Origin of the sequence: Pseudomonas typographi (assembly GCF_014694385.1) — a bacterium.
In the GTDB taxonomy this organism is placed as follows: domain Bacteria; phylum Pseudomonadota; class Gammaproteobacteria; order Pseudomonadales; family Pseudomonadaceae; genus Aquipseudomonas; species Aquipseudomonas typographi.
Genome location: NZ_JAAOCA010000013.1, coordinates 23,348 through 42,708 on the forward strand (window position 1 = coordinate 23,348; position 19,361 = coordinate 42,708).

General features: G+C 62.4%; 17 protein-coding genes. 8 read left to right on the forward strand and 9 right to left on the reverse strand.

All coding sequences use genetic code 11. The features are described from left to right. The first annotated feature begins 80 nt into the window (after positions 1-80). The gene (locus HAQ05_RS11705; protein ID WP_190420673.1) at positions 81-1,127 is read left to right on the forward strand and encodes a PAS domain-containing protein; all 1,047 of its coding nucleotides are present in this window, start codon (positions 81-83) and stop codon (positions 1,125-1,127) included. 195 nt (positions 1,128-1,322) lie between these two features. Here HAQ05_RS11705 and HAQ05_RS11710 read toward each other — a convergent pair whose 3' ends face one another. Next, complete coding sequence (locus tag HAQ05_RS11710) at positions 1,323-2,237, reverse strand: LysR substrate-binding domain-containing protein (protein ID WP_190420675.1); 915 nt, start codon at positions 2,235-2,237, stop codon at positions 1,323-1,325. 302 nt (positions 2,238-2,539) lie between these two features. On the opposite strand from HAQ05_RS11710, the gene HAQ05_RS11715 reads away from it, so the two are divergent. Further along, complete coding sequence (locus HAQ05_RS11715; protein ID WP_338050202.1) at positions 2,540-3,292, forward strand: DMT family transporter; 753 nt, start codon at positions 2,540-2,542, stop codon at positions 3,290-3,292. Between the two features lie 88 nt (positions 3,293-3,380). After that, a complete protein-coding gene (locus HAQ05_RS11720; RefSeq protein WP_190420679.1) occupies positions 3,381-4,019 on the forward strand; it encodes a LysE family translocator in 639 nt (212 codons plus the stop codon). Positions 4,020-4,183: 164 nt separating this feature from the next. Here HAQ05_RS11720 and HAQ05_RS11725 read toward each other — a convergent pair whose 3' ends face one another. The 8 genes from HAQ05_RS11725 to HAQ05_RS11760 form a co-directional block, all read right to left on the reverse strand. Beyond that, a complete protein-coding gene (locus tag HAQ05_RS11725; RefSeq protein ID WP_190420681.1) occupies positions 4,184-5,779 on the reverse strand; it encodes a gamma-glutamyltransferase family protein in 1,596 nt (531 codons plus the stop codon). Between the two features lie 21 nt (positions 5,780-5,800). After that, a complete protein-coding gene (locus tag HAQ05_RS11730; protein ID WP_190420683.1) occupies positions 5,801-6,685 on the reverse strand; it encodes an ABC transporter permease in 885 nt (294 codons plus the stop codon). Continuing rightward, positions 6,685-7,629: an ABC transporter permease gene (locus HAQ05_RS11735; protein ID WP_190420684.1), complete on the reverse strand. Its 945-nt coding sequence runs from the start codon at positions 7,627-7,629 to the stop codon at positions 6,685-6,687. Before HAQ05_RS11735 ends, HAQ05_RS11730 begins: the two co-directional genes overlap by 1 nt. A gap of 43 nt (positions 7,630-7,672) precedes the next feature. Further along, positions 7,673-9,172 carry an ABC transporter substrate-binding protein gene (locus HAQ05_RS11740; RefSeq protein ID WP_190420686.1) on the reverse strand — a complete coding sequence of 500 codons (1,500 nt, stop codon included), beginning with the start codon at positions 9,170-9,172 and terminating at the stop codon, positions 7,673-7,675. 2 nt (positions 9,173-9,174) lie between these two features. Then, positions 9,175-10,290 (reverse strand): ABC transporter ATP-binding protein, encoded by a 1,116-nt coding sequence (locus tag HAQ05_RS11745; protein WP_190420695.1) that lies wholly within the window; start codon positions 10,288-10,290, stop codon positions 9,175-9,177. Beyond that, complete coding sequence (locus tag HAQ05_RS11750) at positions 10,287-11,294, reverse strand: ABC transporter ATP-binding protein (protein ID WP_190420697.1); 1,008 nt, start codon at positions 11,292-11,294, stop codon at positions 10,287-10,289. Before HAQ05_RS11750 ends, HAQ05_RS11745 begins: the two co-directional genes overlap by 4 nt. Continuing rightward, on the reverse strand, positions 11,291-12,028 hold the full coding sequence (locus HAQ05_RS11755) for an FCD domain-containing protein (RefSeq protein WP_190420909.1): 738 nt from the start codon (positions 12,026-12,028) through the stop codon (positions 11,291-11,293). The genes HAQ05_RS11750 and HAQ05_RS11755 overlap by 4 nt, the downstream gene beginning before the upstream one ends. Before the next feature lie 332 nt (positions 12,029-12,360). Next, the gene (locus HAQ05_RS11760) at positions 12,361-13,740 is read right to left on the reverse strand and encodes an aminotransferase class I/II-fold pyridoxal phosphate-dependent enzyme (protein ID WP_190420699.1); all 1,380 of its coding nucleotides are present in this window, start codon (positions 13,738-13,740) and stop codon (positions 12,361-12,363) included. Positions 13,741-14,061: 321 nt separating this feature from the next. Between HAQ05_RS11760 and HAQ05_RS11765 the strand changes: the two genes are divergently transcribed. The 5 genes from HAQ05_RS11765 to HAQ05_RS11785 are packed head-to-tail and all read left to right on the forward strand — an operon-like array spanning position 14,062 to position 19,348. Beyond that, complete coding sequence (locus HAQ05_RS11765) at positions 14,062-14,982, forward strand: ABC transporter permease (RefSeq protein ID WP_190420701.1); 921 nt, start codon at positions 14,062-14,064, stop codon at positions 14,980-14,982. Then, complete coding sequence (locus HAQ05_RS11770; protein ID WP_190420703.1) at positions 14,972-15,784, forward strand: ABC transporter permease; 813 nt, start codon at positions 14,972-14,974, stop codon at positions 15,782-15,784. The genes HAQ05_RS11765 and HAQ05_RS11770 overlap by 11 nt, the downstream gene beginning before the upstream one ends. Beyond that, positions 15,777-16,778: an ABC transporter ATP-binding protein gene (locus tag HAQ05_RS11775; protein WP_190420705.1), complete on the forward strand. Its 1,002-nt coding sequence runs from the start codon at positions 15,777-15,779 to the stop codon at positions 16,776-16,778. Before HAQ05_RS11770 ends, HAQ05_RS11775 begins: the two co-directional genes overlap by 8 nt. Beyond that, positions 16,775-17,725 (forward strand): ABC transporter ATP-binding protein, encoded by a 951-nt coding sequence (locus HAQ05_RS11780; protein ID WP_190420714.1) that lies wholly within the window; start codon positions 16,775-16,777, stop codon positions 17,723-17,725. Before HAQ05_RS11775 ends, HAQ05_RS11780 begins: the two co-directional genes overlap by 4 nt. A gap of 36 nt (positions 17,726-17,761) precedes the next feature. Continuing rightward, positions 17,762-19,348: an ABC transporter substrate-binding protein gene (locus HAQ05_RS11785; RefSeq protein ID WP_190420716.1), complete on the forward strand. Its 1,587-nt coding sequence runs from the start codon at positions 17,762-17,764 to the stop codon at positions 19,346-19,348. The last annotated feature ends 13 nt before the right edge of the window (positions 19,349-19,361 follow it).

The window sequence follows — 19,361 nt, forward strand, 5'->3', positions numbered from 1 at the left end:
GCGAAGCGCAAGGGTGTGGGAGTATGCTGCAAAAAACGGGGGTGTTGGATCCGACCGATACGCAGGGCGAGGGGTGAACGATGGCGGAGTCAGATGAGGGACCCTACGCGCGGCTTGTTTTTTCAAAAAACCGTTCCTACGCCGAGGCGTACGCGCTGCAAAAGGCGATGCTCGATGCCACACCCGATTGCATCAAGGTCTTATCGGTGGGCGGCCAGTTATTGATGATGAATAAAGCAGGGTGCCTGGCCCTGAATGTTCCCGAAGATTCTGAATTTGGGCTGCCATGGCTTCCGTTGCTTGCGCAGGACGTTCATCCGCAAGCAATGGAAGCACTTCAGCAAGCCGGCCAGGGGCGGACCGCCCGCTTCTTTGGGAAAAGCCTGTCACCGGCCGGGGTGAGGTATTGGGATAACCTGCTAACGCCGATTACTGACGCTGGCGGCGCCGTTTCATCGATTCTGTGTGTTTCGCGAGACGTGACCGCGAAAACCCGGCTCGAAACAGAATTACAGGAGGCGATCGAGCGCGAGAAGTTGCTGTCCCGAGAAATGCAACATCGCATAAAAAATGTATTTTCTGTGGTTTCAGGGCTCATTTATATCGCCGAGAAAGAGGCGGCTGAAGTGAGTGCGGCGCATACCGCCACCCACATTCTGCGGCAAAAGCTGGGGGCGCTGGCGCGGGCATCGGATGCCGCGTTTATGGGGGGCGATAGCCAAGACGGGCAGCCGAGCGAAGTCGATCTACAGGCGGTCGTCGGTTCAGTGCTGCAGCCCTATGGAGACCGATGCGCGTTGGCCGGCAATCCGGTTTCAATAGGTGGCAATACCCTGACGACGCTCGCGTTGTTCCTTCATGAGCTCGCGACGAACTCTATAAAATACGGGGCCCTTAGCGCTGATGAGGGCAATGTTAGGGTCCGCTGGGCGGCCAGCGGGGAAGCGCTAACAATCACCTGGATGGAAACAGGCGGGCCGCCGATTTCGGGGTCCCCAGGGCGGCAAGGTTTCGGCAGCGACATGGTGGACCGCATCGTGCGATCTGCCGGGGGGAGCATCCAGCGGACATGGCGAACCGAAGGGTTGGTCGCCGATTTGATGTTGCCGGCTTCCACTGTCGGCTAACGGTATAGGGTAGGTGGGTGGGGCAAGCGCATCACCCCCAGCGTGGTGTTTCAGACGTTCGCAAGCATTGCGCTGTGTCTGTTGCTGGCGGGTAAGGCGCCGCGACGCGTGATAGCAGCGCTATGGCGAGGGGGCAACGCCGGCTGGCGGCAAAAGGCACCGCTAAAAGGGTGCAAACAGCTTCTGAAGCACACGTTAGGCCCCGTCACCGAGCAACTCAACCTTCAGCCACTCGATCAACGATTCAGTTTCGTTTCTCTGCGCCGCCGCGTGGTGCTTGAAAACCGACAGGGCATGGGGCAAAAAAACCCTCTCCGAACACGGTTTGACCAACGCTCCGCTGTCGACCAACCTGCCAGCCGTGCGACCCCAGCCGACGGCGATCCCATGCCCCTCGACGGCGGCCTGCAGCATCATAGGGTAGCTGTCGAAAACGTGCCCCTTGGCGTCGCCGCTGAGGGCAACCCCATACTGGGCTAGCCAACTGTCCCATTCCATTAAATGAGGCGGGGCAGCGCGATGGTGCAGCAATTGATGGTGAGGCAAATCGATAACGCTGAGTACCTGTTCGTTCCCCTTCAGATAATTTGGGCTACACACTGGAAAGACCTCGTCTGGGGCGGTGAATAGTAGATGGCTTAAACCACTCGCCCGCCCGGTACTCTGCAGCGCAACGTCGAAATGGCCAGCGAACCGCGCCACGGGTTGGGCCGTGGTCAACACCTGGATCTCGATGTCTGGATGGCGTTGGTGGAATGTCGACAGCCGCGGCATCAACCAATAGAACGCCTCGCACAGCTGCGAAAGCAACACCACTTGATGCTTGCCAGTGGCCCCTCGCAGACCTTCGGCGGTTGCGCCTATTTGGCTCAATGCTGTGCTCACTGCCAGCGCCAGCCGGTGGCCTTCGGGTGTTAGGAACACGGCACGGTTGCGGCGGGTGAACAACCTCACCCCCAAATTCAGCTCAAGGCCGCGGATTTGCCGGCTTACGGCGGCCTGGCTCAGATGCAGTTCCGCCGCGGCCTGCGAAAAACTCTCAAGCCGCGCGGCGGCTTCAAACGGCAATAGGCTCGCCAGCGGCGGCAGTGCTTTACCCAGGGTATTCATAACCACCGATTATGCATTCGTGGCTGAGAACTCGTTTGTACCATAGCCCCAGCAGGCACCACCATGGTGAAAAGCCGGCCATGGAGCAACCTATGCACGCGTTTTTTAAACACCCGCGCGCCATCGGTGTAGGGTTTGCGGTGCTCGCCACGTTTTGTTGGGGGTTGAATTTCATCGTTCCCTACGTCCCCGGGCGCTACAGCGTATTTGATTTCCTGGCGATCAGGTTCATGGTGGTAGGGGCGCTGGGTATCGCTTGGGGGTTCAGCCAACGTGCCGCCATCCGTGGGCTGGCATGGCCATTGCGCCGGTTGGGGTTAGCGCTGGGCGCTATCGGCTACTTCGGCTACGCGTTGTGTACCGCCTGCGCCATCGAGCTGAGCGGCCCCGTATTGATGCCGGCCTTCGTCGCGGCGGTGCCGGTATTATTGGCCTTGCTTGGCAACACCCCAACGAAGATGTTGGCGTGGCGAACATTACTGTTCCCTTTATCCCTGTTGGCGGGTGGTCTTTTACTGATCACCCTCCGGGGTAACAACTCCTCGGTGGCCGATCCCCACACGTTCGCCGTCGGCGTGGTTTTTTCACTTGTAGCCGTTGCCCTGTGGTTGAGCTTCAGTGTGCTGAACCAAAACGCGCTGGGGAAAATCCCCGCGCGTTCCACCGGCGGATGGACGGCGCTGATGATGGCCGGCAGCGCCCTATGCATGCTGGTACTGATGCCGCTTGGCTATGCGTTGCGCCTTTTCAAGCTTCCCTGCCTGGGCGCCAGCTACGATAACGCCGGCAGCCTGTACGCATGGGCGATAGTTATCGCTTTGTTTTCGTCCGTGTTCGGTGCATGGGCGTGGAACATGGCCTGTCGTTATCTTCCTCTGGTGCTCTCAGGGCAACTGATTGCGCTGGAGTCGATGTTTGCCACGTTGCTGTGTTTGGCGTTTGAAAAACGCCTGCCCAGGGTACATGAAACGCTGGCTATTACGGCGGTGTTAACGGGCACCACGCTGGCGATAAGGCTGCTGTGGGCAACGAACGAGGCTGGCGGGCAGCGGTAAACCTGGGGTGGGTGGGGGGCCGTCGCGAGCCGTGGTTGTGCATGAAAGTTGCATTGTAAGGGCAACTACAGGCCCAATGGCGCACGCAATGGACGCATGGACACCGATCATAGCCATTATGGCCGCACTCCTGCTGGGGGCCATGAGCCCTGGCCCCAGCTTTATAGTGGTGGCGCGCAACACCGTGCGGTCATCACGCCGGCATGGCGTTGCCACAGCGCTGGGCATGGGCGTAGGCGGCGTTATATTTTGCAGCATGGCATTGGCCGGCCTCTATGCATTGCTGGCGTCTATAGCCTGGTTATACCTTGCCGCAAAGGTCATCGGCGGGTGTTACCTGCTTCACTTGGCGTGGCGGATGTGGCAGGGAGCGTCAAAACCGCTTGGGCTGAACGTGGGCCCGTTAGGCAGCGCAGACACGCTTTTGAAATCATTCTGGATGGGGCTGAGCACGCAGGTCAGCAATCCGAAGACGGCGCTGGTTTATGGCAGTATTTTTGTTTCGCTACTGCCTCGGAGCGCACCTTTTTGGTGCTATCCGGTGCTTATCTTGGCGACCTTTGCGGTGGAGGCGGGGTGGTATTGCACAGTGGCGCTGGTCTTTTCCAATGAGGTGCCAAAGGCGTTTTATTCAAACGCAAAATCGATCATCGACCGTGCTGCCGCGCTTACCCTTGGCACGTTGGGCCTCAAGCTGATGCTGACTTCAAGCAAAGCAGGGTATTAAACGAGCGCCATCATGGGCTGCGCAATACAGCCTGGGTGTTGGCGGCTGTTGCCGCGCAGTGATGGGGTAGTCGTTCAGCGTGCAGGCGGGCGATTCAGGGCGGGCAATGGTTGAACGCTTGTGGGGGCGTTCAACCTGTAGCAACGGCCGCGCCCCGGGGCGCTTCAGTAGGCCGCCACCAAGCCATCCTTACGCGGGTCAGTTCCCCCCACATAGCCATGGGCGGTGCGCTGGATAATCTGCGCGCCACCAAAGGCGAATACGCCGCTTGGGTCTTCAACCTCAATGGCGTGGCCTCTGGCGCGCAGTTCTTCCACCACCAGCCGGTCGAATGAACGCTCCACGGCCACTTTGCGCCCTTGCTCGATCCTCCAGCGGGGTGCATCGGCGGCGGCCTGCGGGTTTTGTTTGTAACGCAGGATGCGCATCATCATTTGCAGGTGACCTTGCGCTTGCATCGGGCCGCCCATCAGGCCAAACGCCATTAACGGCGTGCCGTCGGTGTTCATCACGAAGCCAGGGATGATGGTGTGGAAAGGGCGCTTGCCCGGCGCCACGGTGTTGACGTGATCGGGGTCGAGGGTGAAGCCAGCGCCACGGTTTTGCAGGCTGATCCCGGTGCCTGGCACCACCACGCCTGAACCGAAACCCATGTAATTGGATTGAATGAACGACACCATCATGCCGCTTTCGTCCGCCGCCGATAGGCATACCGTGCCACCGGGTTTGGGTGAGCCGTGCCCCGGATCGGCCGCTTGCTCGTTGACCTGCGAGGCGCGCTTCAATAAGTAGGTTGGGTCCAGCAGATGCTCGGATCGCAGGCGCATATGGTCATTGTCCGCCACGTGTTCGTTGAGGTCCGCCAGCGCCAGCTTCATGGCTTCAAGCACCGGATGCACGGTATTGACGCTGTCTACCGGATATTCGCCCACTCCCAGCGCTTCGAGCATGGTCAAGCCCGCCAGGGTGGCGATGCCCTGGCCATTGGGCGGCAGCTCATGAACGACTGCGCCGGCGTAAGGGACCGACAAGGTATCGATCCAATCGACGCTGTGAGCTGCCAGGTCGTCGAGGCTCATCACACTGCCATGGGCCTTCGCATGGGCGATGATCGCCTCGGCCAGTTCGCCACGGTAGAACGCTTCGCCCTTCGTTTTGGCGATCAATTCGAGGCTATGGGCGTGGCCCTCGAGGGTGATTTTCTCGCCCGCCTTGGGCGCCTTACCCCCCGGCATAAAGCACTCGGCAAAGCCCGGTTGGTCCTTCAGCAGTTCGGCGCCGCGCCGCCACAGCTCAGCGATGATCGGCGTGACCTGATAACCGTCGCGGGCATAACCGATCGCAGGTTCTGCGAGGGTAGCGAAGGGCAGCTTGCCGTAACGCTCGGACAACGCCACCCACGCCGACACTGCGCCGGGCACGGTGACGGAGCCCCAGCCGCGCTGCGGCATCTGTTTTTGCCCGTGGAAAAACTCAGGTGTCCAGCCCTTTGGCGAGCGGCCCGAGGCGTTAAGCCCTTGCAGTGTGTTGCCGTCCCAAACGATGGCGAATGCATCGCTGCCGATGCCGCAACCGGTGGGTTCGACCACGGTCAGCACCATGGCCGCGGCAATGGCCGCATCGACCGCGTTACCGCCTTTGCGCAGCATGGCCAGGCCGGCCTGGGCAGCCAGTGGTTGGGAGCAGGCGACCATGTTGTTGCCCATCACCGGCGAGCGGGCGGAGGTATAGGGTTGGCTGTAATCAAGGTCATCGAACATAAAGGGGTCTCTTGGCTGTGATTAGTTTTTCGGGTCCAGGGCATCTCGCAAACCATCGCCCAGCAGGTTGAAGCACAGAACCGTGAGGTAAATCGCCACACCTGGCGCGATGGACATCCAAGGCGCCTGTTCCATAAAGTTTTTCGCCGTGTTGAGCATCGAGCCCCAGGACGGTGAAGGCGGCTGCTGGCCCAGGCCAAGGAACGACAAGCTGGCTTCGGCGAGGATGGCCGAGGCGATGGTCAGCGCCGCCTGCACCACAAGCGGCGACAGTACGTTGGGCAGCACATAACGCAGGATGATCCAGCGGTCTGGCAAGCCGATCGCGCGGGCGCCTTCGAGATATTCCTCATGGCGAATGGCGAGTACCTGGCCGCGGGTGAGGCGGGAAAAAATCGGCATCGCCGACAGGCCGATGGCGATCATGGCGTTGGTCAGGCTCGGGCCCAGGAACGCCCCCAAGGCAATCGCCAATACCAGGAAGGGGCAGGCCAGCAGGGCCTCCATGACACGGGAAATCACCGCATCCAGCTTGCCGCCGAAGTAGCCTGCCACCAGCCCCAGCGGTACGCCGATCACCATCGCGATCGCCACCGACACGCCCCCCGCCAGCAGGGAACTGCGCGCGCCCCAGAGCAGGCGCGAAAACAGGTCACGGCCGAGTTCGTCGGTGCCCAACCAGTGCACCAGTGAGGGGGCTTTGCGTACCGCCAGGAAGTTGGCTTTGAGCGGGTCAAAAGGCGCGACCCAGGGCGCTAGCAGTGCCGCCAAGACGAACACCAGCAACACCACCGTGCCGACAACCGCACCTTTGTTAGCGAGGAATTTGCGCACGAACGGTGAGCGGGCCGCGGGTGCGCGGGTGATGCCATCTGGGCGGGCGGCAGTGGGGGCGACAGCAGTCATCAAGCCGTCCTCAAGCGTGGGTTGACCATGCGGTAAAGCACGTCGGCCAACAGGTTCAACAACAGAAAACCCACGGCAACGCACAGCACCACGCCTTGCACCACGGCATAGTCGCGGTTGAACACTGCGTCGACGATCATCTTGCCGAAGCCGGGGATGCTGAACACTTGCTCGGTCAGCACCGCGCCGCCCAGCAGTTCGCCGAACAGCAGCGTGGTCAGGGTGATGATGGGCATCAGTGCATTACGCAAGGCGTGCTTGAGGATCACCGTGCGGGTGAACAAGCCCTTGGCCCGGGCCGTGCGCACGTAATCGGCGCGCAGCACTTCAAGCATGGCGCTGCGGGTGTGGCGCATCAGCACCCCCGACAGCCCGGCGCCAAGCACGAAGGCCGGTAAAATCAAGGTTTTCAGGTTTTGCCCAAGGTTCTCTTCCGGTGGCACGAAGCCCGAGGCCGGTAGCCACTGCAGTTTCACGGCGAAGATCATGATCAGTAGAATCCCCAGCCAGAAGTGCGGGATCGAGATTCCGGACAAGGCGAATACATTGGCCCCATAATCCACCGCCGTGCCCTTGCGCACGGCGGCAACAACCCCGGTGGGAACGCCGATCAACAGCGCTATGAGCAACGCCAGCACGGCCAACTCGAGGGTCACCGGCAGCTTCGAGGCCAGTAACGTAGTGACCGGTTGCTCGGTGCGCAGCGAGGTGCCGAAGTCGCCGTGCAGCACGTTGCCGACCCAATGGATATATTGCAGTGGTACCGGGTCGTTGAGGCGGTATTTGTCGCGCAGGTATTGCATCACCGCCGGGTCGCGCTCTTCCCCAGCCAGTGCCAGCACCGGGTCCCCCGGCAGCAGTTTTTGCAGGGTGAAGACGAACAACGATACCAGTATCAGCGTGGGTATGGCGCTGAACAAACGCCGGAAAATAAACGTTAGCATGCTCAACCCTCGAAGGTGGCCGGCCCAGCCATGGCAGCCATGATCATTTGAATGCGACGCCGGCCAGGCGGATCAGCCCGTCGGGGTTCGGCACGAAACCGGTCAATTTGCTGCTCATGGCGATGATCCGTGGGTCGAAATACAGGTAGCTGGTGGGCACGTCGCTGGCGAGCAGCCGCAGGGCTTGGAAGTACAGGGCCTGGCGCTGTGCTGTGTCGTTCACGGTGCGGGCCTTGTTCAGCAACTCGTCGAGTTTCGGGTCGCAGAAGTGTCCATCGTTCTGGCCGCCTTTGCAGGTTACGAACTGATGGATGTCGCCATCGGGATCCGGCCGGCCCGACCAGGCGCTCATGCCGATCTGAAAGTTGCCCGCCTGCTGTTCGCTTAGCAGCGTGGCATATTCGGTGGCGACCAAATTGACCTTGAACCCGGCTTCCTCGGTCATTGCCTGGATAATCTGGCCCACCTGCTGCGCAATCGGGTTGTTGGCGACTTTCAACTCGACGTTCAGGGGCAGCTTTACCCCCGCCTCGGCCAGCAGCTTTTTGCTTTGCTCCACGTCGCGCGCCGGTACCGGCAGGCTTTTGTCGTAATACGGGCTGCTGCTGGGGAACGGCTGGGCACTGGGCGCGTACAGGCCTTCGAACACCACTTGGTTGATCGCATCGCGGTCGATGGCCGTTTCGAAGGCCTTGCGTACGCGCGGGTCCTGGCCCATCGGCGTCTTGGCCCGGTCGCCGTTGTTGGTGTTGTACATCAACTGCATGTAGCCCAGGCCGGGGGTGTTGAACACTTGTAGGGTGCTGTCGGCCTTGGCGGTTTTCACGTCGGTGGGCGCCACCCGTTCGATAATGTCCAGGTCACCGGAGCGCAGGTTGGCCAGGCGCACCGAGGTGTCAGGAATCGGCAGGAAAATCACTTTGTCGAAATGGTACGCCTGCTTGTTCCAATACTGGTCGAAGCGCTCCAGCACGATGCGGTCTTGCTGCACGCGCTGGGCGAATTTATACGGGCCGGAACAGACGGGTTTCGTGCCCACGTCAGTGGCTGAGGCGGTGGGCGCCAGCATCATCCCGGCGCGGTCCGACAACTGCGAGATCAGCGTGGCGTCTGGCTGTTTGAGCTTGATGGCCACGGTTTTGGCATCGACCACCTCGACACTGTCTACCGACGCCAACTCGCTCTTGCGCAGCGAGTCGGGGAGGGTGCGGGCGCGGTCCAGGTTGAACTTCACGGCGACGGCGTCGAACACTTCGCCATCATGGAACGTCACGCCATCGCGCAGGGTCATGGTCAAGGTCTTGCCGTCTTCGCTCCAGTTCCAGGCCGTGGCCAGTTGCGGCACGTAGGTGAGCTGCGGGCTGACATCCACCAGTTTGTCGCACAAGGCGGTATAGACCAGGCGGCCCGAGTAGGTGCGCGAACGATGTGGATCAAGCACGTCGGGGTCATCTTGGATACCGATGCGCAGCGTGGTTTCGGCAAACGCAGCATTCGCAGCGAGCAGAAAAAGCGAGCCTGTTATCAGGTGTGCGAATTTCATGGCTAACCCTCCAGAGATAAGGCTTGATAGCTTTCGAACAAATTCAGGCGTTGGCTGTAGGCGGCGCTAGGGGTTGGCACCCGCAATGAGCCGGCGCCGGCATTGGCGACTTCACGCCAGTAATGGCAGGCGACCTGGCGCTCGCCCTCGGCGGTACCTAACGGCGGTTTCACCTCCCGGCACAAGGGCCGGGCGTGCGGGCAGCGCGTGTGAAACCGGCAGCCTGAAGGCGGGTTGCTCGGGCTCGGCATGTCGCCACCGAGCACCGGGCGGGAATGGCGAAGGTCGGGGTGGCTCACGGGTATGGCGGCCATCAGTGCCTGGGTGTAGGGGTGAAACGGCGTCTCGAACAGCGCGTCGACGGGCGCCAGTTCAACGATCTCGCCTAGGTACATCACTGCCACGCGGTCGCTCATGTGGCGGATCACCGCCAGGCCGTGGGCTACGATGACCAACGTCAGGCCAAACTGATGCTTGAGGTCTTCGAGCAGGTTGACCACCTGCGCTTGCACCGAAACGTCCAGCGCCGACACCGGTTCGTCGCCAAGAATCAACCGCGGCTCTGAAGCCAGCGCGCGAGCGATGCCGATGCGCTGGCGCTGGCCGCCGGAAAACTCGTGGGGGTAACGGCTGCCATGCTCCGGCGCCAAACCGACAGTGCGCAGCAGCTCGGCGACCTGGTCTTGGCGTGCGCTGCGGTTGGTGTCCCGGTGCAGCCAGATGGGTTCGCCGACAATCGCTTCGACGCTCATGCGGGGGTTCAATGAGGCGAACGGGTCCTGGAAGATGATCTGCAAATCGCGGCGCACCTGGCGCAGCGCCTGCGGTGATAGGTTACCGAGGTTGCGCCCTTCGTAGATCACATCGCCAGCGGTCGGTGCGAGCAGGTTCAGTAGCACGCGGCCCAAGGTCGATTTGCCTGAACCGGACTCGCCCACCAACGCCAGGGTTTCACCCCGGCGCACGGCCAGCGATACGTTGTTGACCGCTTGTACCGGCGGCTTTTTGCGCTGCAGCAGGCCGGTTTCGCTGCTGAAGTGTTTACTGACGGCAATGCTCTGCAGAATCGGACCCTGTAGCCCAGGGGCCGGGTTGAGGCTGGCTTCGGGCAGGGTCATGCGCTAGCTCCCAGGTGTTGTTCCAATGGCGCACGGATACAGGCGGCGAAATGCCCCTCGGTCACTTCCAGCAATGCTGGGCGCGCTTCACGGCAGGCACTGATGGCGAACGGGCAACGGCCTGCGAAGCGGCAACCGCTGGGCATTTCAGCGGGTGTTGGCACGCGCCCATTGATGGTCGCCAGGCGCCCCTGCCGTGGGCCAATAGACGGCATCGACCCCATCAAGCCGATGGTGTATGGGTGCTGCGGGTCGTCGAACAGGGTTTTCACCGAGCCGCTTTCGACCACCTGCCCGGCGTACATCACCATCACCTCGTCGGCCACCTCGGCCACCACCCCGAGGTCATGGGTGATGAGGATCATCGAGGTGCCGGTTTGCGCTTGTAAGGCACTCACCAGCGCCAGGATTTGTGCCTGGATGGTCACGTCCAGCGCCGTGGTGGGCTCGTCGGCGATGATCAGCTTCGGGTCGTTGGCCAGCGCCATCGCGATCATCACCCGCTGGCGCATGCCGCCCGACAGCTCATGGGGGTAGGCGTCCAGGCGTTGCCGCGCATCGGGCACGCGCACGTGTTCCAGCATTTGCAACGCTCGCTGCATGGCCGCTTTGCGGGCCAGCCCCTGGTGGCGCATTACGCTTTCGGCAATTTGCTCGCCAATGGTGAATACCGGGTTAAGCGAAGTCATGGGCTCTTGGAAAATCATTGCCATGCGGTTACCGCGCACATCCAGCAGGCGCTCGGCCGGCATGCCCAGCAACGGCTCGTCGAGCAGCCGCGAAGCACTGGCCGTGACCGTCGCGGTGGCTGGCAGCAAGCCCATCAGCGCCATGGACGTCACGCTTTTGCCGCAGCCGGACTCGCCCACGATGGCCAGGGTTTTGCCGGCTTGAACCGAAAACGACACGCCGTCGACCACGTTCGCCGGGGCGCCATTGAAGCGCACGGTGAGGTTATCGACGCTCAATACCGGCTGTCGGCTTTCGGGGTTTTGCAGGCTCATACGCTCGCCTCCAAGTCCTGGTGAATGATGTTTTCCAGCGCCTGTTGCAGGCCCCGCAGATGGCCCCGCATCGCCGTGGCGGCCTTGATCGGGTCACGGCTCTCGATGGCGTTGACGATGTCGTCGTGATCGTGGCTGTACGTGTTAAGCCGGTCTGTGTTACGCGCCCGTTGGCGCAGGCCGCGCCAGGCCGGGTCAAGGCGGATGGCGTCGAGCATTTCAAAGATGTCCAGCATCAGGCGGTTGCCCGCCGCCTCGGCAATCCCCCGATGCAGCGCGCTGTCCCACAACTCCAGGCCCTCGGCATCGATTTGCTCGGCACCCTGCTGGCGCGTGGTACGTTCCACCAAGCGGCGCAGGATCGCCATTTGTTCACCGCTGGCCCTGACGGCGGCCAATGAGGCCAGCGCAGGCTCCAAATGCAGGCGTGCTTCCATCACCTCGCTGAAATTGGTCCGGCTCGACAGCTTGGCAAAACTCATACAGCCGCTGGGCGGGGTAGGCCCGACAAAGGTGCCTTTGCCCTGTCGGCGCCAGATCTGCCCTTCGGCTTCCAGCACGGTAAGTGCCCGCCGGATCGCGCGCCGGCTGACGCCGAACGCCACCGCCAACTCACGCTCCGGAGGCAGTGCCCGCTGGGGGAACGCCGCCTGCTGGGCGACCATCTGGCGTAGCGCATCGAGGGCCAGCTTTGAAGCGTTATCGTGCGGCGCGTCGGTGTCGAACCGTTCCATCATGGCGTCTCGTGACAGGCTGAAAAGGGCATACGGCAGCGGGGCTTCCCGGTTTGCCAAGCTGTAGGGCTATTTGCAATAGCGATGCCAATTGCAATTGGTTCGCCCGGTGGGCCGGGGTTATTCCCCTATGCGGGCGGCAATGGCGGCGGGGCGGGCCAATCGACAAAGGTTCGGGCAGGTGGTTCGCCGGCAAAACGTGCATTGGTTCAGCACCAGGCGAACCAATGTTCCGGGCGTGCTCGTGCCGGCCAAGGTGTGTGGCACGTGTGCGCCCTGAAAGTGCACACCCTGGGCGAAATGGGCGCTGAAAGGTCGTTATTGGCCGCTGATCAGTCAAACGCCTCGCGTCGCGGCCGGTTGACGCCTTTGGCGATGGTATCTGCCAATAGCCGAATTTGGCTCACGTCATCGGGCAAGCGGCTGATGGCAACCCGCAAATAAGGCTGTTGGCCTGTGCCAATAAAGCAATGCGAGCCACTGCCGAGTACCACGCCTTGGGAGGCGAGGCTAACGATGGCCGCGGTTTCGTCGGCCACGGGTACCCACAATGCCAAGCCAGTGCCTTCTTCAATCTCGAAACCATGCTCGCCCAACGCTTGGGCGAGCGCTTGGCGGCGGTGCGCGTAACGGGCACGGGCGTGCTCCAGCGTAGCCTTGGCCGTGGGATCGGTGAGCAGAAAAGCCAGGGCACCTTGAAAGATCCGGCTGGTCATGGCGACCCGGTCACTGCGGTAATTTTCAATGGCCTGTACCAGGCGTGCCGCGCCGCCCAGCACGGAGGTGCGTAAATCGACCCCGAACGCACGGCAGTAGGCCCGGACGAGCAGGGTTCTATCCGGCAATTTTTCACTCAGGCTGTATGCCGGCGCGGTAGACACGGTGCCCATGTGGTCGTCTTCAAGAATCACTACCTCGGGATGCTGCTCCAATACCAAGGCCAGCGTGTCCCGGCGTTCGAGGGAAAGCGCTGAGCCGGTCGGCATCTGCGCCCGCAGCTGGAATAGGAACGCCCTGGGCTTGTGAAGCAGCGCCGCTTGCAGGGCCGCTGGCAGCGGCCCATGGCGGTCACAGGCAACCGGGATGGCTTCGACCTTCAACAGTTCCAGCAAGCCCAGCAAGCGCGGGCTGGTCGGTTCCTCAATGGCGATACGGTCACCTGGGCGGGTGGATGCCTGCAATGCCAGCAGCATTCCCTCGGTGCCGCCGCCCGCCGTGGTCCATGCCTGCGGCGGGCACGGCCATGTCGGCGCAACGGCATTACGCAAGGCGTCGATCATGTGCTCTTTTTCCGCCGCGTGCAGGTGATCGACCTGCAGGCCGGCGTTCAAGGCGGGGCCGAGGTCCGGTTGCAGCGCAGGGTCGGCGCTGGCGCGAGACAGGTCGACGCAGGCCCATACCACATCCACCGGGTCGAGCCATTGGCGGGGCGGCAAGCTGATGCCCGGGGGCTCGGCGCCCTTACCCAGCACCACCGTGCCGCCGCGCCGCCGGGTTTCGATCAGCCCCTTGCCGCGCAAGGTGTTCCAGGCCGCAGCCACAGTGCTGGCGCTGATGCCCAGGCCTCGGGCGAAGTCGCGCACCGTCGGCAGGCGCGCGCCTTTACCAATGCGCCCGGAGGCGATCAGGCTGGCGACCGCCGTGGCGATGCTGTCGCTGCCTGGAGATTCGATATGACCTGCAAGCCACTGGCTATCGATCCACTCATCCATGTACTTCTCCAGCGGTGGCGCGGCATCCCGGGCACCGAACATAGCGGGTAAACATAGTTGTTGTTGTCCGCCGTTGACAAAAAATGTTCCTTTAAACTACGCCAACACCTCGCGACTGCACAACTGAACGATTTATGGGGATTTTGCTTTATAACGATTTACGGGGTCTATATGTTTTTCACGAGTTATGTTTTTTTGATCTGAACATATCCTCTTCTAGTTATGAGGTAATGAACAATAGGTATTTTGTTTGGTTGGGGGCGGTTCTTATAGTGCACCGCAGCAACGCGCACCCCTACCTTCGAGTAACCAGGCTGGCCCATGAAGAAATACCTATTTTTACGCATTGGCTCGGCGCTGGTGACGCTGTGGCTGATGTCGGTGCTGGTATTCGTCAGCGTGCGTTTGATCGGTGACCCGACCCACCTGCTGCTGCCGCCCGAAGCCACTGAGCAGGATCGCCAAGCGCTGCGCGAGCAAATGGGGCTGACCAAGCCGCTGCCAGTGCAATACCTCATCTATGCCGGCAACCTGCTCAAAGGCGACATCGGCACCTCGTTCGTGACCGGCCAACCCGCTACCGTAGTGATCGGCCCGCGCATCGTGCCGAGCGTGCTGCTGGCCGCTGCCGCGTTGCTGCTGAGTTTAGCGGCCGGGGTGCCGGCCGGCATCGTGGCGGCCTGCAACCCCGCAGGCGCTACGGCGAGAATCGGCAACTTGCTGGCTACCCTGGGCCTGGCCACACCTGCGTTTTTCGTGGCGCTGTTGCTGATTCGTTGGTTATCAGTGGACCTGCGCTGGCTGCCCACCAACGGCTACGGGACGCTGGCCCACTTGGTCATTCCGGCGGTATCGCTGAGCCTGTATTCGGCGGCGGCGTTATACAAGCTCACGCAATCGACTATGGGCGAGATCCTGCAGTCTGATTTCATTCGCTTTGCCCGCATCAAGGGTATCTCCCTGCGTTCGGTGATCTATAAGCACGCGCTGAAAAACGCCAGCTTGCCGATTATCACCTTCTGCGCGTCGCAGTTCGGGCTGCTGATCGCTGGCGCCGTTTCGGTGGAAGTGATCTTCGGCTGGCCGGGCATTGGCGGTGCCATGATCGATGCCATTTCCCAATTCGATTACACGGTCATCCAGGCCGTCGCGCTGATCGTGGTGCTGCTGTTCGTGGTCATCAATCTTCTCGTCGACGTCCTGTACGGCTGGCTCGATCCGAGGATTCGCCTTGCACATTAAACGCTACATAGCGCCCACTTTTTTAGCCGCAGTGGTGTTCGTGGCTGTCTTCGCGCCTTGGTTACCGTTGTTCGATCGCGACGCCATCGACCTGGCGTCAGCGTTGCAACCGCCGTCGGCGAACCATTGGTTCGGCACCGATAACCTGGGCCGCGACACCTTTACCCGGGTCGTTTACGGCAGCCGCACGTCGCTGTCGATCGTGGTCGCAGCGGTGGGCGCCGGTGGTGGGCTGGGCTGCTTGCTGGGCCTGCTGGCGGGTTATCGCGGCGGCTGGTTCGACGCCATCATCATGCGCGCCGCCGACCTGCAGTACAGCCTGCCGCCGGTGATTCTCGCATTGGTCGCGACGGTGGCGCTGGGCACGGGCATGGCCAATTTGGTGATCGCCATTTCGCTGGCGACCTGGCCGCGTTTCGCCCGCATCGTACGCGCCGAGGCGTTGCATTTGCGCCAGCGTGACTTTGTATTGTTAGCGGAGCTGGGCGGGGCCTCGGTGGCGCGGGTGTTGTTGCAGCATTTACTGCCCAATATGCTCAACACGGTGATGGTGCTGGCCACCTTGGACATCGGTTTGGTCGTCACGCTGGAGGCAACCTTAAGCTTCCTCGGGTTAGGGGTGCAGCCGCCAGACCCCTCGTGGGGCACAATGATCGCTGACGGCCGTGCCTACCTGAGCCAGGCCTGGTGGCTGACCGCGTTGCCGGGGGCGATACTGGTGGCGACGATTCTCGCGGTCAATACCACCAGCCATCTCTTGCGCCAACGCCAAGACGAGCGCATGGAGGTGGCCTTTGTCTAGCTTCGCATTAGCGGTCAAGCACCTCAGCGTAGACGTCGCGACCCCCAGCGGAGTGATTCGCCCGGTCGACGACGTCAGCTTCTCGGTGCGCGCCGGGCGTACCTTGGCGCTGGTGGGCGAATCGGGTTCGGGCAAATCGATCACATGCCTGTCGTTGCTTCGGGTGTTGCCGCCCAGCGCCAGCGTAGTGGCCGGCGAGGTAGTGTTCGAGGGGATGAACCTGCTCGGATTGCCTGCCGAAGCCATGAGCCGCCTGCGCGGCAGCAAGATCGGCACCGTACTGCAAGACCCGCACGCGTCACTCGACCCGCTGTTCACGGTGGGCGACCAGGTTCGGGAGATCATCGATTATCAGCAGGCGCCGGGGCGTGCGGTGAGCCGCCAACGCAGCGTCGATGCGTTGCGCCGGGTGCATATCCCCGCGCCTGAGCAGCGTTACGCCAGCTACCCGCATCAGTTTTCTGGGGGGATGCGCCAACGCGCTGCCATTGCCATGGCGGTGGCGTGCAACCCCAGCTTATTGATCGCCGACGAGCCGACCACGGCGCTTGACGTCACCATTCGCCTGCAGGTGATGCGCTTACTTGCCGAGCTGCAGGCCGAGCATCGCATGGCCATGCTGTTCGTGACCCACGACTTGCACGTCGTCCGCTCCTTCTGTGACGACGTGGCGGTGATGTATGCCGGACGCATTGTCGAGCAGGGGCCAGTAGAGCAGGTGTTCGCAGCACCGGCCCACCCGTACACCGCGGCGCTGATCGATGCGATCCCGACGCTGGCCAAACGTCGCACGCGGCTGACCGCCATCGACGGCCAACCGCCATCGTTCACGGCGCTGCCCAGTGGCTGCCGCTTTGCCCCGCGGTGCCCAGCCGCGCAGCCACAGTGCGTGGCGCAATACCCCAGCTGGCAAGCGCGGCCCACCGCCGAGGGTAGCGGTGCCGCGTGCTGGCGGGCAACCGAAATGCTTGATGGGCGTTTGAACATTCAATGAGTGCGTTTATTTCCATAACCGACGTGCACAAGGTCTATCGGGTGGGCGCTGGCATGCTCCGTCGTGGGCAGGCACTGCAAGCGGTGCGCGGGGTGTCCCTGGCCGTGGCCAAGGGCGCTAGCTATGGGCTGGTCGGCGAATCCGGGTCGGGCAAAAGCACCCTCGCGAAAATCGTCATGGGCGCCGAGCGACCGAGTGCCGGCACGGTGCAGATCGATGGGCGCCTGATGGACGGCCGCGCGAGCGCCCTGAGCTGGTTGCGCACGTGCCTGCAGCCGGTGTTACAAGACCCTTACGGCTCGCTCAACCCAACGTTTTGCGTACGCCAATTGGTCGATGAGCCGCTACGCATCCATCACAAGGGCCTCAGCGCGCGCGAGTTGACCCTGCGCGTCAACACCCTGCTGGCGCAGGTGGGTTTGCCGACCCATCTGGCGCTGCGCCACCCTCGTGAGCTGAGCGGTGGGCAAAAGCAACGGGTAGCGATCGCCCGAGCCTTGGCGCTGTCACCGCAGTGCCTGGTACTTGATGAGCCCGTTTCCGCGCTGGACGTATCGGTGCAGGCGCAGGTGCTCAACCTGCTCGATGACATGCAGGCCGAGCGTGGCCTGACCTACCTATTGATTTCCCACGACTTGGCCGTGGTGGCGCACATGAGCGACCACGTCGGGGTGATGTATTTGGGCGCATTGCAGGAGCAGGGGCCGGTGGAGCAGGTGCTCGCCGCGCCGCGCCACCCTTATACGCGCGCCCTGATCGCGGCCGCGGAGCCAGTACGTGGTCGCCTTGCCGAGCCTTTGCAAGGTGAGGTGCCGTCGCCGCTGGCGCCGCCCAGCGGGTGTGTGTTTCACCCCCGCTGCCCAGCTGCCTCGGCGCGCTGCCGGCGCGAGGCACCACCCTTGCGGCAAGTGGCCCAGGGGCATTGGGCCGCTTGCCATAACGCCTGAGCGAATTTCGATGACTGATGCGTATGTGGGGAAAACATGACGGACAACAACATAGCCAATGAACGCTTGGATGAGCGTCGCCGCAATGTGCTCAAGGCGGCGGCAGCCCTCGCCGGTGTCGCCGCGTTCGGTGGCATGCCGAGCGCCTGGGGCGCACCGGCCGAAGCACCGGCGGTGGACACCGATACCTTGGTCATCGGCCTGGACAAAGGTTTCGTCAACCTCAACGGCGTGGTGGCTGGCACCGGCGACTCGGATCGCTACACCCTGCAAGTGTTCGACCGCCTGTATGGGTTCGATGCCCAAGGCACGTTGCAACCTAGCCTGGCCACTGCTTACGAGATCGCCGCCGATGGGTTGAGTTACACCTACCGTTTGCGCCCCGGCGTGAAGTTTCACCACGGTGGCGTGGTGAGTGCCGATGACGTGAAGTTCACCATGGAGTTTGCCCTGGACCCCGCCAACAAAAGTGCACGGCGGGCCTTTTTTGCGCCCTATGTCGAGCGTGTCGACGTACTGGATGCCGGTACCGTGTGCTTTCGTTTGCGTAAGCCCGATGGTGCCTTCCACAACAAACTGGCGGGCTATTTGCCCATCATCCCGCGTAACTATGGCTCGCCGTTGCCGGCGCTGGAGTTTTTCGCGCGCAGCCCCGTGTCGGCCGGCGCCTACCGCGTGGTGAAGTTGAGCGCGGATGGGAACCTGCTGGAACTGGAACGCTTCGAGGATTACTGGGGCCCGAAGCCCGCCATCAAGCGTATCGTGTTTCGGGCGATCAAAGACGCCAGCAACCGCGTCAACGCGCTGCTGGCGGGGGAAATCGACCTGATCGTGGGCGTACCGGCGCAAGATTTCGCGCGCCTGAACGCCACCGATAATTTTGTCGCGGTCGCTAATCCGGTCGCCGCGCCATTGTTCGTACGGCCCTACACCAGCGACCCGCAACTGCCGCTGGCCAATGTGCAGGTGCGCCAGGCGCTGAACTATGCGCTGGACAAAGACGCGATCATTAAAACCGTGTTGCAGGGCATCGGTGAACCGCTGGCCAGTGGTATTTCCCGTTATTACCCCTATGGCGCCGATGCAACGTTGGAACCTTATCCGTACTCCCCGGCAAAAGCCCGCGAACTGCTGGCCGCGGCGGGTTTTGCCAAGGGCTTTACGACCAAGCTGTTGATTTCCAGCGACAACCCTAAGGAAGTCGCCGAGGCGGTGGCCGCCTATTGGTCGCAGGTGGGCGTACAGGCGCAAATCCAGGTGGTCGATTACGCCACTTGGGTGCTCTGGAACGACACTCGCCGCACCACGCCCATGACGGTGCAGCAAGTGGCCAACGCCATCTACGACCCCTCGCACCCGGTAGGCGGGCTGTTCGTCAAAGCCGGCGCTTGGTCGGACTACAGCCACCCGGAGGTGGAGGCGCTGTTTGCCGAGGCCAGCCACACCGCCGACAGCGCTGGGCGCGGTGCGCTTTTCCAGCGCATCAGTCGCATCCTCCACGACGATGCCGCGGCGATTTTTATTTCCGAAATCCACCGCGTTTATGGCCGCAAAAAAAACCTCCAATGGGCGCCGACCCGGGGTACCGCCGCGTTGCGCTTGAACGAGGCGCGCTGGGTATGAGCAGGCCCTGCGT